14 protein-coding genes are annotated in these 15,536 nt (G+C 54.7%); 4 read left to right on the top strand and 10 right to left on the bottom strand.

Annotated features, from left to right (window positions below; all coding sequences use genetic code 11):
- Nucleotides 1-21 precede the first annotated feature (21 nt).
- The 6 genes from G6L97_RS13795 to G6L97_RS13770 all read right to left on the bottom strand — a co-directional run bounded on the left by G6L97_RS13795 (nt 22) and on the right by G6L97_RS13770 (nt 8,906).
- Nucleotides 22-903 (bottom strand): DUF6339 family protein, encoded by an 882-nt coding sequence (locus G6L97_RS13795; protein WP_174003009.1) that lies wholly within the window; start codon nt 901-903, stop codon nt 22-24.
- Nucleotides 900-1,814: a hypothetical protein gene (locus G6L97_RS13790; protein ID WP_174003006.1), complete on the bottom strand. Its 915-nt coding sequence runs from the start codon at nt 1,812-1,814 to the stop codon at nt 900-902. The genes G6L97_RS13795 and G6L97_RS13790 overlap by 4 nt, the downstream gene beginning before the upstream one ends.
- Nucleotides 1,811-3,658 carry a hypothetical protein gene (locus tag G6L97_RS13785; protein WP_174003003.1) on the bottom strand — a complete coding sequence of 616 codons (1,848 nt, stop codon included), beginning with the start codon at nt 3,656-3,658 and terminating at the stop codon, nt 1,811-1,813. The genes G6L97_RS13790 and G6L97_RS13785 overlap by 4 nt, the downstream gene beginning before the upstream one ends.
- The gene (locus G6L97_RS13780) at nt 3,655-4,659 is read right to left on the bottom strand and encodes a PD-(D/E)XK motif protein (protein WP_174003000.1); all 1,005 of its coding nucleotides are present in this window, start codon (nt 4,657-4,659) and stop codon (nt 3,655-3,657) included. The genes G6L97_RS13785 and G6L97_RS13780 overlap by 4 nt, the downstream gene beginning before the upstream one ends.
- A complete protein-coding gene (locus G6L97_RS13775; protein ID WP_112350679.1) occupies nt 4,652-7,267 on the bottom strand; it encodes a Z1 domain-containing protein in 2,616 nt (871 codons plus the stop codon). The genes G6L97_RS13780 and G6L97_RS13775 overlap by 8 nt, the downstream gene beginning before the upstream one ends.
- 106 nt (nt 7,268-7,373) lie before the next feature.
- On the bottom strand, nt 7,374-8,906 hold the full coding sequence (locus tag G6L97_RS13770; protein ID WP_174002997.1) for a DNA cytosine methyltransferase: 1,533 nt from the start codon (nt 8,904-8,906) through the stop codon (nt 7,374-7,376).
- A 65-nt stretch (nt 8,907-8,971) separates the two neighbouring features.
- Here G6L97_RS13770 and G6L97_RS13765 point away from each other — a divergent pair, with 65 nt between their 5' ends.
- Nucleotides 8,972-9,457, top strand: a complete 486-nt coding sequence (locus G6L97_RS13765) for a very short patch repair endonuclease (protein ID WP_174002994.1) — start codon at nt 8,972-8,974, stop codon at nt 9,455-9,457.
- 214 nt (nt 9,458-9,671) lie between these two features.
- Here the strand turns inward: G6L97_RS13765 and G6L97_RS28210 are convergent, their stop codons facing one another.
- Nucleotides 9,672-10,055 (bottom strand): putative phage abortive infection protein, encoded by a 384-nt coding sequence (locus G6L97_RS28210; RefSeq protein ID WP_407655362.1) that lies wholly within the window; start codon nt 10,053-10,055, stop codon nt 9,672-9,674.
- 501 nt (nt 10,056-10,556) lie between these two features.
- On the bottom strand, nt 10,557-10,814 hold the full coding sequence (locus G6L97_RS28150) for a DUF6538 domain-containing protein (RefSeq protein ID WP_323131700.1): 258 nt from the start codon (nt 10,812-10,814) through the stop codon (nt 10,557-10,559).
- 128 nt (nt 10,815-10,942) lie between these two features.
- On the opposite strand from G6L97_RS28150, the gene G6L97_RS13755 reads away from it, so the two are divergent.
- The 3 genes from G6L97_RS13755 to tnpC all read left to right on the top strand — a co-directional run bounded on the left by G6L97_RS13755 (nt 10,943) and on the right by tnpC (nt 13,298).
- On the top strand, nt 10,943-11,293 hold the full coding sequence (locus G6L97_RS13755) for a transposase (RefSeq protein WP_233278989.1): 351 nt from the start codon (nt 10,943-10,945) through the stop codon (nt 11,291-11,293).
- Entirely contained in the window at nt 11,290-11,634 is a 345-nt protein-coding gene (tnpB, locus tag G6L97_RS13750; RefSeq protein ID WP_012478067.1) for an IS66 family insertion sequence element accessory protein TnpB, read from the top strand. The genes G6L97_RS13755 and tnpB overlap by 4 nt, the downstream gene beginning before the upstream one ends.
- Before the next feature lie 74 nt (nt 11,635-11,708).
- Nucleotides 11,709-13,298 (top strand): IS66 family transposase, encoded by a 1,590-nt coding sequence (gene tnpC, locus G6L97_RS13745; RefSeq protein ID WP_012478068.1) that lies wholly within the window; start codon nt 11,709-11,711, stop codon nt 13,296-13,298.
- 375 nt (nt 13,299-13,673) lie between these two features.
- On the opposite strand, the gene G6L97_RS13740 is transcribed toward tnpC, so the two are convergent.
- On the bottom strand, nt 13,674-14,366 hold the full coding sequence (locus G6L97_RS13740) for an MAE_28990/MAE_18760 family HEPN-like nuclease (protein WP_174002985.1): 693 nt from the start codon (nt 14,364-14,366) through the stop codon (nt 13,674-13,676).
- Nucleotides 14,363-15,472, bottom strand: a complete 1,110-nt coding sequence (locus tag G6L97_RS13735) for a DUF262 domain-containing protein (protein ID WP_174002983.1) — start codon at nt 15,470-15,472, stop codon at nt 14,363-14,365. Before G6L97_RS13735 ends, G6L97_RS13740 begins: the two co-directional genes overlap by 4 nt.
- Between the last annotated feature and the right edge of the window lie 64 nt (nt 15,473-15,536).

The following is a 15,536-nucleotide window of genomic DNA, read 5'->3' as shown; positions in this document are numbered from 1 at the left end:
GAACGTCATTCACGCCAAAACCTAACCACTAGTGGCTTGAATTGGTAGCCCAATTCCAGTTTTCTTGATCGCACGTGTGAGCCAAGATGTGATCGTGTCCTTCTGCCCCGGACTATCGTCGGAGCCCTCCGCTGGCGAGATCCCTTCTGACGATCTCGCAAACGCTTGCCCCACTTCTGCGTCAAGGTCCTCCGACGACAGGAAGGTCAGATCTATGATCTGGTTCCGTAATCTAAGAAGTTTTGTAGCGCGCCGCATGACGTCTTCCATGCGGGTACGGCCGATACGCTCTGCGGTGCTGAGCCAACCTTTTGCAATAGCTTGTGATAACTCTGCACGCGACGCAATGGAAGCGCGCTCAAAGATCTGAACCATCGCATCCTCACTGAGCCCTTCAAGAAGATGCCATCGTTGATTGCCGGCTGTTTCGCCCAAGTCAAGTGTATGCCCGCGGATCCAGAGTCTCTGAAAGGTGTTTCGAACGCCTCCTGAAAAACGAGCCCCCTGTCTAGCTGAGTAGCGCCATATCACGAGTTCTTGGAGCGCTATGCAAGACAGAAACGCCCAAGTATCGTCACGCAACAATTCCGGGGAACTGAGGTGCGGGTGCGCGGCTAGCCATTTCGCTGCGGCAACATCGAAGCCGACCTTCTGCTTGTCCGATGCGCGAGCGGGATAGCCGTGTTGGCTAGCTATCGCAGTCATCTGTCGACGAATTTCATCTACTAGTTCAGGACCTACAGAGCCGCCGCTCGGAGCATACCATATCCACGCCTCATACTCGTTGCGACGCCTATCGAAATCCATCAGGTCCGAGTTCTCGTCTGCAATCCGGTCGAGATCTTCCAGGTATCGCGTGAGCCCGACTTCGTTGAGGCGAGGGATGAGTCTGACATTGCTCACTCAATATCTCCGAGCTCGGCAGCGGCATGAATGTTGGCGTGGAAGTGACCAGGCAAACTGTGCCGCGTGTTCTGGATTTCAGACAGGCTACGCCGCGGAAATGCGAGATCCAGCCAAGCCGAGATCTGAGCACCTACAGAGCCGTCTTCACAGCCACTTAGCTGCCCTGTTGGGTCATCCGTATCGAGGGTGGCAGCAATCATCTGGACCATTACATCGCCGAGAATGGATTGGAGCGTGAGGTCGTCACCAGACAGGACGCGTTGAGCAAGCTCATGGTGATCGGAATTTATGTAAAGACGGATGGAGCCGGCGAAATCCGCAGCCAAGCCTCCCGGCCTCCAAGCCAAGTACCAAGGTGCGTTGACATGCCCACTGCTTGGGAAGGTTTGAGTGAAGGAGACAATTTCCATGGGAAAGCGATTGTCGCCGCCATCCTCCAGTTCAACCGAGGTCTCATGAGACCAGAGACGCGAGCCAATGCGACTTGGAGACAGGATCGAGCCACTCGTCGTGGACGCGGCGAGTAGCACATCTATCCGGACCTGCACGCGCCCGGATAGGGTGTTACCAGGAAGCAGTGCGCGCAATTCGGTTGGCTGATTGGTTCCAGCGTCGAGAACTTGGGTGTTTAAGCATTTCTCTACTCGTGGAAAACGGCCTCTCCCGGTGCCGACTTTGAGAGCGACGGCAAGTTTAAGCTCCTCCTCCGGAATTTCTAGCATGTTCGCGGCAGCGCGCATGTCGATTGAAATGGAGCCAAGAAGCTCAATGTCGGCAGCGTAATCCCATTCGTCGAGCGTCACCTTAATTGGCATGAGCGGTGCGCCTGCTTGACCAATCATCCATCGTCCAAGTGTCACAACCTCGTCTGGAAGGCATAGGAACGGGAGAGCGAACGTTGCAGTCATGCTGTGTCTCCCTCTTCAAATGTGAAGCGGATACCCACAGCCGCATCTTCCGGCATCGTAACGCGACAAGAGACCAAGCCTTGCATGTTCTCGATCCGAATCCCATGAGATAGAGTGGTCTTGTCCACGAGAGCTATGCTCAGGAGATCGATTTTCATGTTCCCGGGAAGGTCATCGGGTGACGTGAACGATCCGTCCAGGACGAGATGAGGTGTAGCATAGAGGAAAAGATTTGGGTGACTACCGTCGTTTACCAGTTCTGCCTGAAACTTGGCGATACGCTGACCATCTCCATACTCCAAGCCGACAAATCTAGGCGCGGAGATTGTAATTTTCTTTTTGCTGCCGACACCAGTGGGAGAAACTGTTCGGCTTGGTCCTTTGCCAGAGCTGTTGGATAGCATTCTGCCCAATTTAGCGGCCGTCTTGGCGATGGATGGCCCGCGATCTTCACTTGTACCCAATGCCGCTTTCGGCTGGACGTATGTCGCGGCCTCATTCCTAAGCTCACGCAGCGCCACGTTGACGTATGTCTTGGCGTGCCCTTTGGGCAACATGTCTGGAATCCAGTCGTCGTGCGCTGGCGGTTCGGTCAATGCAAAAGCCTTCTCGATTTCGTCATCCTCAGAACAGATGAAGACACCGGCCCATTCGAAGCGTGTATCCGAAAAAGGCTCACCCTCGAGGTAGCGCACAACCAGTTCGACCGGGCGCATCAGTGCGATTGAATGCGCCTGTTCGCGCATAGGGCTTCCGTCACGCAGAGACATCATGTTGCGGGCGGCGCGCATACCCCGGACAATTGATAGGCGACCGAGGTCTGCACTTGGCCTGAAGCTGCGGATCGTTGTGACCCTTCCATCCGCATTCTCGCGTACGTTCCGAAGCGCGGCGGCATAGAGGTCGAGTGGCGGATATTGTTCAGGCGCGGGAATCGGTACCTGTTCGCCTTCGACGTCTATCAGGACAGCAATCTTTCGCCCCTCCGGCGTGGAATCACACATCCTGGGCCAGAAGTTCCAGAGCACCGTTTCCACCAATTCGGCTCGTAGGTCATCTCCGTTGTCGACATGCGGAGCCACAATCGCGATCGTCGTTCCTGTCCGGCTTTCGTCGCGCGGCGGAAAGCCAAGCATTTCAGAAAGCTCTGCGGCTTCTCCACCCTCCAGCGGATCAACGCCGCCCTCAGCGTCATCGCGCCCCCACCAGTGTCGCCCGGTAAAACGTCGATGCTCCTGCTCCGAGGTGGCTTCAAACGCATCGCCAAGGTGACACCCCATTATGCGGCGGATGGACTTCCCTTCAGTAGTGGTTTGAGTGTCCGCTATGATGGTTGTCGCACGGCTGAGAGCGTAAAGCGAAGTCTTGCCGTATCCGTACGTGCCGCCCCCGTGATGAGTGTCGCGGGCGGCACCGATGTTGCGCAAGAAGTTGACGAAGTCTAGCCGGTCTTCTCCCGCAGAGAGATCGGCGCGGGTCGGACCAGCAAGGCCTCTTGTATTGAAGTCGGCAATCTCAAGCAGAGAGACCCGTCCCTGTTCAAGGATCTCGCGTAAGCTCGAATTGTCTTCAACTCCCGTTGCGACCTTCGCCTCCTCAGGAGGCAGGCTGCAAAAAAATAGGTCCCGAAGCCGCTGTAGGTTTTCGCCCTCTAAGACTCGGTAGCGCAGGAGGATTTCAACGGAGTTGCCCTCCGGGGCGGCATCGATGGAATTTTGCAGAGCTTCTCGTATTACTGTTTGCAGCAGTCCAAGGGCAGGACGTCCCATCAGCCGGCGAAAGCCCTCTCCCGCCATGTTTCCGGTGCGAGCGAATCTCTCACTGTGCAAATCAAGTGGAATCATGCCGAGAACTCCAACAAGAGCGCATCTGATTGCTGCTGATCGAGAAGAAACGGCCTAGCCATCGCAAGGTCGATTTCATAGGTCAGACCCGCCACCCCTAATGGCACGGTCCGCTCGCAAAAGGACACCGGAGTTATGCTCGGGAAGCCGGGCGACACTGTGTAAATACCGATGCCTTCAAGCGCGAAGCTTACCGCGTTCCATTCGTCTGCATCTGGATGGCGGCACCCAAGTTCTGCTAGTTGTTCGTCCAAGATGATTTCGTCGGCGCCATGCTCGATTATTTTACGACGGAGCTTGGCTACAGAAAGTGGTCCGGCATCGACAGGCTCGATCCGTACATGTGCAAGGTATAATCTTCCGTTCGAAGGAGGAAGCAATTGCTCTGAGCCATGAATGATCACTCGCGACGCGTCAGATCGGAGCGATGTCTTGACCTCGATTGCGATGTTGCGGCGCCGAAAGTCATGGCGCTGGGCATCGGGTCCGTTCCAACTCTCTACGGCAGCTGGTAGCCTCGCCGTCAAAGTTTCGAGAACCACTAGTTCGCCAACCAGTCCGAAAAGCTTAGTGAGGGGAACTTCACTTTCCGGCGTCCGCGCGAGAAGACTTCTGAAGTCTTGGATGGTTCCATAGACGGCGGCCGAAGGACCGGTGCCGCTGTTCAGACGTTTAAGAATTTCTTCGACCAGCTCGGTGAAAACACGCGTGAGTTGTGGTGTGCGTAGAGTAATGTCGATGAAATGCTCGAGTTTTCCAGCCAATCTGAATGAGGAGCGCGTCAGCAAAAGATTGTAGCTGCCCGTATTGGAAGTCCCAGCGGCTGGGCTGCCCACGGGCACCAGAAGTCGTGGTTCGCCGGCTGAACCGATAGCAATGCGAACCTGACCATAACCGGTCGTGACCGCGGTTGCCCGGCTTGGAACTTCAAGAACCCCATCACCTCGGCCAGATGCGCGAATTTCGGCCCAATCCCTTTCAAGTCTCCCGGTGTCAGGCATTGGCGCCTTCAACTTCCTCGATCTGGTCCTGTCCCTCGATCGTCTCCTCCACCGCCGGGGGCTCGATATCGACGGAGAAATATCCTCCCGACCTGTCTTTCTGGCCGGGAAAGACAATCCCGAATCCGACTACATCCGCGACGGCATCCAGCGGCACACGTGACGCGGGCTCGACACGACCAGACTTTCTGTCCAGCGGTTTCGATTCCGCATCAATCAGATACAATAGAAGCAGAGGGATCGCTGGTCTGCATGCCTTGTAGCTTGTCCAGTCTTCCTTGTCCGGCGTGCGTTCGGCATCGATCAGTATATCTGCTTTGGACATCAAGGCTTTGATATCGGCATATCGCGGCGATGCCTCGCGTAGCCGAGAACGTCGCATGGTCGCAACATTGCCTAAACCGCCGAGCGGTTTGGCGGATTTCGTGTCGGATTTTGTTTGGACGATCGCGACATTCCAAAGGCCAAGAGAGCCATCTGTTTCGTCTAGGTAACGAATGAGATGGGGCTTCTTGAGATCCATGTGCTCGTCCGAGATCTCCGTAGCGGTCAAAAACCGCCGCACGGTTTTGAGAGGAACTTCTCGGAACAGAAACCCCCTAGGCTTTTCATCAAATGCTCTTTCTGCCAACATTGCATCGACGAGCTGTGAGGCGGCGCTCCAGTTGGTGCCGAGGACTTCACTATCGTGATGGTCGAATCGGATTGTCTGGACGTGTTTGCCAGAAAAACTCATGCTCGTCCGTAGAGCATGCCTCATCTTGGTCGCGGCCGTGATCGCCATTCCTGGTATAGAGCGCACCTTCACCGCAAAATCGCGCGGTGTAAGCCTGTTCTCTCGATAGATCGCGATGTCTTGTCGAATTTCCTCCTCAATGACGGCTAGCGAGCGGAACTTGGAGGCAAGGTCCTCGGTGGTCCAGAGGCGTGGAAGATCCTCGTAGCCGCGACGATAGCCGAACCAACGTCCCATCTGCAGTAGGGTGTCATATTGTTTTGATGTTCGAAGGAAGAAAGATACACAGAGCCCTTCGAGTGTCAGTCCTCGGGCGAGCACTGTTCCGCCGACTACGATACACGTGACAGGATCACCCGTGTAGTCAAGGCGAAAGGCATCTTCTGTCTCACCGTTTTCGACAGGATAAGAGAGTGCCTCGAGGACCGCTGGCAGGTGAGTAAGCACAACGTTAAAATCTTCAGGGATTCGGTCTTGTCCGACAGGAGCTGTGCGCTCTCGCTCGTCTACGAAGACTTTCCTGAGCCTGTCGGTCGATTCTCCCGTTCCCGAGATCAGGTCCGACTTCCTTTCCTCTATCCAGTTCTGGATGAGTTCGGACATGTATTCGTGTTGGCGCACATTTGGCGAAGAGTGGACGAGCATCGACATATGCTCGCCTTCCTGTCCCCGGGCTCGCCGAATCGCGCAAGTGGCAAGAAACCACAATGTCGCATCCTCAAGGCTTTCGGTCATCTCGGGATGGAAAGTTTCTTTGTCTTTGGGTGAAGTTGGCCGCAAGCGGTCCGGATCGTTATCATGGAGAATACGGATCATATCCCGCTCATCGCCATCCGCCTCTGCACTGTCACTTCCGAACACCTCACGCGCGCCGAAGTAGCCAATCGGTCGATCTAGCGCGGTAATGAAATCTCGCGGATAGAGGTCATCCAAAACGTCTTCGTTACCGTAAGGGTATGGGTTGATAAAGACATTAGCAAAAGGGGTCGCTGTATAACCAACGTAAGTGACCGCCGGTAGAGCTGCCAGAATATGCCGTATTTCGGCATTGATTTTAGTTATATCGAATTCGCCACGGGCGGAATTCACGGAGGCCTGGTCGCATTCGTCATCGATTAGAAGGACTTTCAGCGCCCGCAGAACCGCCTTAGGGGTCTTCGATATCGTACGCCGCAACTGCTTGAGTCGACTACCCTCCTTTTTCATGACCACCAACTGCGCATGCCCTTCTGCAGGCATGACGAAACCGCCATTCGGGGGTTGGACGAAATCGCCGTTAGGCTCACTGGTTGTATAGAGTTGCCAGAGTGTACGGTGACGCAGCACATCCTTTTCGAAGCGATCCTGTGTCTGCTTGCGAAGCTTGTTTGTAACTCCACCGAGGACGATAATCAGGTTGTAACCGGCATCGACTGCCTTCGCCATGACTGCCGTCATGTTGGCGGTCTTCCCCGATTGTACATATCCGACTACCAATCCACGACAGGCAATTTTTTCTCTTGCAGGATTGCCCAATAAAGACATGACTTCGGTCGACGCCCGGTCCAATGAGGCGATCGTGTCTGAATGCCAGCCCTTCGTCTTCAGATACTCGTGTAGAGCGGACCAGTGGTAGCTGTTGGCGCCAGGTCCTCGATACCAATCTTCTGGTGTATCGACGATTGAGTGTCGACGCAGAACCTCTACATCCTGCATTTCCGCCCGCACCACCTCCAAGGCTGCTTCGAGATTTGCGACCATCTCCGTGCTGAATGGACCAAATATTCCTTCCATCTCACGGCGGCAAGCTGCTGCGGTTTCCTCCAGGGTGCCATAATTCGCACGTCTTTGGCGTAGCTGAGTGGCGAAAGTATCAATTTGAGGAGAGGTCATGACAATCTCTTGAGGTGAAAATCGATTCGCTCCACAACTCTAGACTATGCATCAACAATGAAAAGAGCTGATCAGAGTTGGCCTTAACCCAATGCCACAATTGGGGTTACGTCAAAGATCTCAAAAGCAAAGCTGCAATTTGCCGTGCAAGGTAGGGCGGCACGGCATTCCCGACTTGGACATACTGCTGTGTCCGATTCCCCAAGAAAAGATAGTCATCCGGGAAGGTCTGCAATCGCGCGGCTTCACGTACTGTAAGGCTACGACATTGCATCGGGTCCGGATGTATGAAGTAATGCCCGTCCTTGGAGATGTGGCTTGTTATTGTAGTCGACGCACCCTTGGCCAGTTGAACCCGGAAGCGGTCGTTGAAAACGCCGGTGTGCCAGTTGCGGTGCTGCGGGCTCAATGCGAGAGGGAATTCGGCAGCTTTTGGGCTGTAATTGTGTATAGAGCCGAATACCGCGGAAAATAGGTAGCGTCCCAGATCCGAAGCCATGTGGCCGCGGGTCTCATGCTGTGCCAGTGAACGTAGTTCCGACCGTTCGAGCCAGCGCAGAAGTTCGTCGTTCGATTTCGCATAACCTTCCATCAGGCGTGAGTCGGCGCGAAGGCTCGGGGCCTCTTCTCCAACTCGTTGCGCCACAGACAGGAAGGCATTATGAAGTTTGCTGTCGCTTTGCTCCTTACTGATATCTGCAAGCTGTGTCGCTGCCCGGATAATCTCACCGCGCCATCTGGACGCACCGTCCTCGCCGCGGCTGAAGCCACTACGCACGGCGGGCATTGTCCCAATTGCATCGCTCACTGTTCGCGCAATACCCGACACGGCGATCTCCGCACCGGCCGCGCGGCCAGCAAGATCGGAGCGCAGGCCCACGATGATGACCCGATGGCGCCGCTGAGGAACGCCGAACTCCTCTGCCCTGACGATGAAGTCAGATGGCTGCACGGCTTCCTGCAGAGTGGCTCTACCATCCTTGATGCGGATCGCCCGAAGCTCATAGTGGTGATCTTTGCCGGTGCCGAGCGAGGAAAGGTCCTCCATCAGCATCTCAAACACGAGCCGACTCTCGATTGTCGAGGAAAGCATGCCCTTGACGTTTTCCATCACAAAAGCGGCAGGGCGGAGCCTGTCGAGTACTCGAATGTATTCCCGAAAAAGATAGTGCCTCTCGTCTTCCTCGGGCACGTAGCCAACGTTGCCCTTGGATCGTGCCCGTCCTACGAGTGAATAAGCTTGGCAGGGCGGGCCGCCAATAAGGATCGTATCGTCATGGTTGGCCTGTAGCACTGCAATCGCGTGGTCGATTGCCTCAGTTGCGGCTTCGGTGCCAAGTTCCAGCCCGCGCGCCTCGCTGGTCGCCACGCGCCAAGCCTCTGGATCGACTGCAGACCAGTCCACTCCCGGCACAATTCCTGCGTGAAAATCGATAAACTCGCTGGGCAGGGAGCCGTGGTTCGACTGATGTTCGCGCAGGAATGCACGAAGAGTCAACGTGCGGTGGGCTGATTGTTCTTTCTCGACCGAAATGCCAATCTCGAATGGAGAATGCCCATCGTCAGAGAGCGAAGCAAAGCCCTCACCGAGTCCCCCTGGACCAGCAAACAGATCGACAACTCCAAAATTTGCAGGCAATTTAGGCTCCACGACATATTTTCAGTCGTTGTATACTAGGTTTAGCAGCAAAGACCAGGTGGCATGTGGCGGATATCGTAGACAAGCAGACACGTTCTCGGATGATGGCCGGGATCAAGGGCAAAGACACAAGGCCAGAGCTCGTACTGCGCAAGGCTTTACATGCCCGCGGCTTCAGATTTCGACTGCATGCTAAAAATGTCCCCGGTCGACCTGACCTCAAGTTAGCGAAATATCAGGCAGTCGTTTTTGTGCATGGCTGCTTTTGGCACCACCATCCTGACTGCCGCTTTGCCGCGACACCATCGACCCGACCCGATTTCTGGCTGGGGAAGTTTGCCGCGAATATTGCTAGGGACGGTGCGGTCTTAGAGGTACTTCTCGACCGTGGATGGCGAGTGGCAACCGTGTGGGAGTGCGCACTTCGCAAACCGGACACGGCCCAGGTGACTGTCGGCAGAGTAAGCCGGTGGCTTCTTTCGGACAGTCGGCGACTGGAAGTCGGGGAGCGAGAGGCGCAACCGGATGATGTGGATGGTCAATCGCATTGAGCTTGCTTGAAGGTATTCGCGGTTCGATTGTGACAGCCCTGACTCGCTGCACTAGTTCCGCGATGTTCGGAGAGAGCCCCTGAATCTCAGCGGCGACTGCTAACGAGCTGTCGGCAAACATTGATCGCGCAACTGTTGCTCCTTATCAGGTCTGGATAGCGCTGGAACAAGAAATATTCCAGGAGCACACCACGACCTCGCCTACTGCTGGTGATCAATCCCGTCCTGCAAAGCATGACGCTGGGTAATATAGTTCCAGTCTCTTACGCCCGAATTGTTCCGGCAGGTATTTTGCGAGGCGGAATTCGACAATCAGATCTTTGAAGCTACCGGAGATGGCGGCGAGGCCATTGTAACAGCAGAGGGACACCTCATGGCTTGTCAGCTGGCTCCTGAGGAGATTTCCATAACGGTACTTTTGAGGTTGAGTCAAAACTGGATCCTCCTTGATTCGGAGAAGCAGAGTATAAAGTAGACGGTAATATGGAGCGAAAGTGCTCTCATATCGAGAGTGGACGTGCTTAAGGTAGAGCTTCGCAGCAGTGTCGGCAGAGACCTCACCATCTGCCTGATCAGCTCGGCTAATCCAGTGTCGCATTTCCGTACTCGCACGTTTGAAGGCCTCAGTTCCTTCCACTCGTTCGCCAGAGTTTCGTTCTGTCGAAGCTCCATCTTGTAGATAATCTCTGCTGTATCGAAATTCGACGTCATTCCGTGCCTCACGGAGGAGGCGGAGAAGTTCGTAGAACGTCTGCTCAAATCGCTGAATGTGTTGATCCCTCTCAGTTCGAAATATCTGCTCCTGCTGCCGATTAAGGTCATCCCGTTGCTGTTTCAGGGTGAAAAGAACTGCAATGAACGCGAGGGCGGAAAATAGAGCGTTCAACGCGCCGAACGTATCCCCTAATTGGCCGAGCAGTTCGCTCTTCCATGGGACGTCAAGCCACTGAAATATAAGCTCTTGGCTTATCCAACCTGCCCACAAGGTCGCGACCGCAAAACTTGCGGCAATGATCGATCTTAACCCCAAGCCATCCCCCAGGCGAACTGCACGAGTGCAACGTATAGAATATCCTTAGTTATGCAATTCACCGGCGCTCTAAACGTCGAGGCCATGCTCGAACAGTTTCTGGAGCTGCTGCTTGGACATAGGTTCATTCAGATTCATTTTCAGTTCGGCCAGTCGCGTTTTGAGCTTCCAGCCGATGATCTGAGCCTTCTTATGGTCGGAACAACGAAGGCTGAGTGAAAGGCGGCTACCGGGCCGGCAGTCAACTAAGACCGCCGGGACGCGTGGCCGCCAATAGAAGATATTCCCGCGACGGATCAGATTCTCGACTTCGTGGAGCACGGCCATGACGAATGCGTAAGCGGCAAGCTGACCCCATCTGGCGTCAGTAGCGCGGGCTCAGCTATTGCGTAATGACTATCCACCAGCTGTGAGCTTCTATGTCTGCGCCTATCTCTGGAACTAGAAACTTTCATATGATCGAGGCCGTTCCGGAACGTTTCGAGGGCGCGCCGCGGCAGTTTCGGCGGCGTTGGTCCGATGACTTCAAGGAGCGAGCGGTGGCTGAGGCAATGGAGCCTGGAGCGAGTGTCTCGGCAATTGCGCGTCGCATCGGCATACATCCATCACAATTATTCGGCTGGCGTCGTGATGCTCGCGCCAGGCAAGGGGGCTCTTCGGTGCCTGCGGCTGTCGAGGCGTGTTTGGGGCCAGTTTGTGCGCGGGCGGTGATCGAGGTGGTTATCGGCGACATGATTATCCGGGCGGGGATGGATGCCGATGAAGCACACCTCAGTCGCGTGATCCGAGTGGTGCGGTCGGCATGATCCCGTCGAACGTAAAAGTCTTTCTGGCGAGCCATCCGATCGACTTCCGTAAGGGACCTGACAGCTTGCTATCACTGGTTCGAGATGCTGGCAGTGATCCGTTCAACGGAGCTCTTTATGTCTTCCGGGCGAAACGAGCAGACCGTATCAAGATCGTATGGTGGGATGGCTCCGGCGTTTGCCTTTACGCCAAGCGGCTGGAGAAAGCCCAGTTCTGCTGGCCGCGCATCGGACATAGCCGGGTCCAGCTCAACAATGCCCAGCTTCTGGCTTTGGTGGATGGGATGGACTGGAAACGCGTTCGATCAACACCCATCAAGCCGCCAGAGATTGTTGGGTAAAACCCCTGCGGCGAATTGAATCATGCACCTGAAACTGCGGGCGGATCACAGCAAAATATGCTCTGATCATACCCATGACGCGACCCGATATAGAGCTCCCGGATGATGTAGAGGCACTCAAGGCCATGGTTCTTGCCATGGCCGAAAAGGCCGCTCGTGTCGAGGCTTTGGAAAAGCAGGTCGATGATCTCGAGGCCCGAAGTGCTGACGCCGATGAGCGCATCGAGCGGCTGACACAGATCCTGAAAGCTTTTGACCGCGCGCGCTTCGGACGGCGTTCAGAGAAACTTGCAGCGGCCAGTGCCGATGACGAGCAGCATGCTTTTGTCTTTGAGGAGATCGAGACCGGTATTGCGGCGATCAGGGCCAAGGTTACGAGTGGCATCAACAAAGATGGCAAACGTCCACCGAGGCCACGCAAGGGCTTTGCGGCGCATCTGGAGCGTATCGAGGTGGTGATCGAGCCGGAAGACTTGCCGGAGCATGCGGGTAAGACCAAAATCCTGATCGGAGAAGACATATCCGAACGCTTGGATGTCGTTGCAGCGAAGTTCCGTGTCATTGTCACGCGCCGTCCCAAATACGCTTTTAAGAACGAAGATGGCGTGATCCAGGCTGCGGCCCCGACACATATCATTGAGGCGGGTATCCCAACCGAAGCGCTTCTGGCCCAGATCGCCGTCTCCAAATATGCCGATGGCCTCCCACTCTATCGGCAAGAAGCGATCTACGCCCGCGACAAGGTCGACCTTGACCGCAGGCTCATGGCTCAATGGATGGGAAAGCTGGGGTTCGAGCTCGACATCCTCGCCGATTACATCCTGAACGAAATCAAGAAGGCGGAACGAATATTTGCCGACGAGACGACCCTGCCGACACTGGCGCCTGGATCCGGGTCGGCGAAAACCGCATGGCTATGGGCTTATGCCAGGGATGACCGACCGTTCGGAGGCAACAGCCCTCCAATGGTGGCCTATCGCTTCGAAGACAGTCGGGCGAACGACTGCGTGGCACGGCACCTCAGCGGCTATCGCGGGATTCTGCAGGTTGACGGGTACGGGGCCTACAGCAAGCTTGTCCGCAAGGACGGCGGCAACGACGGCGTTATTCTGGCTGGCTGCTGGGCCCATAGCCGTCGCAAGTTCTATGAATTGCATGTCGCGAAAAGCTCCAAGGTGGCAACAGAGACAGTCGAGCGAATGGCAACGCTCTGGGAAATAGAAGATACCGTCCGCGGCCAAAGCCCTGAGGCGCGTGTCGCTGCCCGACAAGACCGCTCGGCGGCGATAGTCCGGGACCTCTTCACTCTCTGGCAGACGACTTTGCCGCGAGTATCAGGCAAATCCAAACTCGCCGAAGCTCTACGGTACTCGATCAAGCGTCGTGACGTCTTCGAACGCTTTCTGACCGACGGCCGTGTCGAGCTCGACTCCAACATCGTCGAGCGAGCGATCAGACCGCAGGCGATAACAAGAAAAAATAGTCTCTTCGCCGGCAGCGACGGCGGCGGCAAGACATGGGCGACAATCGCGACACTTTTGCAGACTGCAAAAATGAATTCTGTCGATCCCCAGGCCTGGCTGACGCAGACGCTCGAGCGCCTTGCAAACGGCTGGCCTAGCAGCGAAATCCATACCCTTATGCCGTGGAGCTACAAGGCCTGAACGGCCTCAGCTTGCCGCTTACACGAATGCCCTGTCTTTGCCCGGAAGTTCGTCCATCGCATATTTTTTGCGTGGGCATGACCTCTGGGCACCAGTTTTAGGCATCAGGTCGCCAATGATGCCAAAACGACATCCGGCACGACTGGAAAATCAGGGAGTTAAGGGCTTTTAGGGAGGATTGGCTGGGGAACCTGGAGCCGGACGGCCAAGTTAGATTCCGTTGCAATTTCAAAGCATTGCTCAATGTCGCGTCAACAATGTGGGGGTAGTTTGTGGGGGTGTCAACAATTATAACTTTGGGTTTTCATGATCGCTATTTTCGGAGTCGTCCAGTTGACAGAATGCACGCCTTCGCCGCCGGCTTTACCAAACCATCTAGCCTTGGAGTTCTGCGGCGGCTGGGCCTAGCGCTGCTGGCTGAACGTCGGCGCGATATCCCTTCGTCGCGATCTGGTTCTCCACGGAATCGCCAAAGGCGCGCATGAGTGCGATTGTTTTATCCGCAATGTCATCAAGGTCCTCAACAGCCACAAACGTGTTTTCACCGTGAGCTATTTCATTTCTGCGCTTCAACAATAAAACGTCCAAAAATGTTTCCGAATCCGAAAAGGCTTCCACGGGTACACCGCAAACGGTACAGATATCTTTCAGTACATCGTAATTTAAATTTGCCTTTGTGTTGATCAAGTCGACGTTTGTTTTTGAGAACCTCTTGTCTGATGAGAATAATATCTCGTCAACGAGGCTACATCTATCTTTCATGCTTGTTTTATTCGTTGATAATGCTGCTAATCGCGGAAGGAAATAATTCCGCAGGAACTGTGCGTTGAGTTCCGAATACTGAAACTTCCTCCTTGCGATGAAGTCCATGTACTTCATCGCTGTGAATTTTACATACCCTTCCCAGTGTGCGTAACACACGGTAACAAGGGCTCTAAGGAGAACAGTTTGAAGTGTTCTGTCTGCTCGCTGGACAGCAGATTTCAGATCAGAAATCTCTCTCAAGCGCCATGTGCGGTCTTGAGTGATCTGATCGCTGAACTCGTCTTCGGTGAATGCCTTGCTCATACGGCAAACCATTCTTCTCCGAATGGTACCGTCCTTTGAATTCTTGTGGTGCCGCGCATCCCGGGCGCCGTCAGGCCTTTGACGCCGTCTTGGACCCAAAAGGACTTAATCTGGTCACGGACAAAGCCGACCGGGTCTTGTTTCGCCTTGATGCGGTCTAGGTTTTTAGCAATTCCCACCGCGATGCCTTCAAGAGCTACCAGGCCAATTTTTCCTGAGGGATGATTGTTCTCCCATCTGCGCAAGGCATCCCCGCCAGCCGCCTTGTCGAGGAGATCGAAAGTCTCAGTGACCTGCTTAACCGCGGTAGCGCGATCTCCGGCTATGGCGAGTGAAATAATTCCCTCGTCTATATATTCTTCGACATCTAGTTTCCCATCGTAAGGTACGTTCGTATGGACTAGGAATCGGACAGCAAGTTCCATATGGCGCTGTTTCGAAGCCTGATCTTCAGAAATGTTTGTTACTTTCTGAAACTGTGCTGACTCTGCAGCCACCTTGATTCCTGCGAAGAAATTCTTGTTGACCATCAGCATCACGCAATTGCGAAGTTCCTGAGCATTCGCTTGGGTTCCCCCTGCGTTCAACCGTTGAAAGAGATCGAATTTGGTCTGATCGTCGCTTGGGCGCTTTAGGATTTCGACGCCGATTCGAGCGCGCCTGATTGCGATCTGGTGACTTTTGTCGATCGGCGCCTGCTCGTTCATGGGGATATATTCCAGTCGTTCAGACTTCTCCCATACACCATTGTGAAGCGACGGAAGATATTTCGTTGCTTCAAGGACCGATGGTGGACGAAGGTCACCATTCTCCTCCCTCAGTTTCCCCATAAACTCTAAGATGGTCGAGATCCTCTGAAGGCCGTCAATGAGCTCCCATGTGCCGTCATTCTTCTCGAATACAAAGATTGACGGAAGAGGTATGCCGAGCAGAAGCGATTCTATCAGCTTTGATTTTTGGCCAACTTCCCATCGGAACATCCGCTGAAAATCTGGGTCGATGACGATTTCCTTGTCGTCATACATCGTGACTATTTCACCAATAGACATCTGGTAGGCATCGGTTTTGACACTGCGTTGAGCGTCTTCGATCTCTGCACTGAGCATAGTTTTCTCCATGTTGGGCTTGGAAGGTATGTGATTCATTGGTCAACTGAAAGTGGCTTGGTGT

It is taken from the genome of Agrobacterium tumefaciens (assembly GCF_013318015.2).
Lineage (GTDB): Bacteria > Pseudomonadota > Alphaproteobacteria > Rhizobiales > Rhizobiaceae > Agrobacterium > Agrobacterium tumefaciens.
The sequence above is the reverse complement of the archived record's forward strand: the minus strand, read 5'-3'. Positions and strand labels throughout refer to the sequence as shown.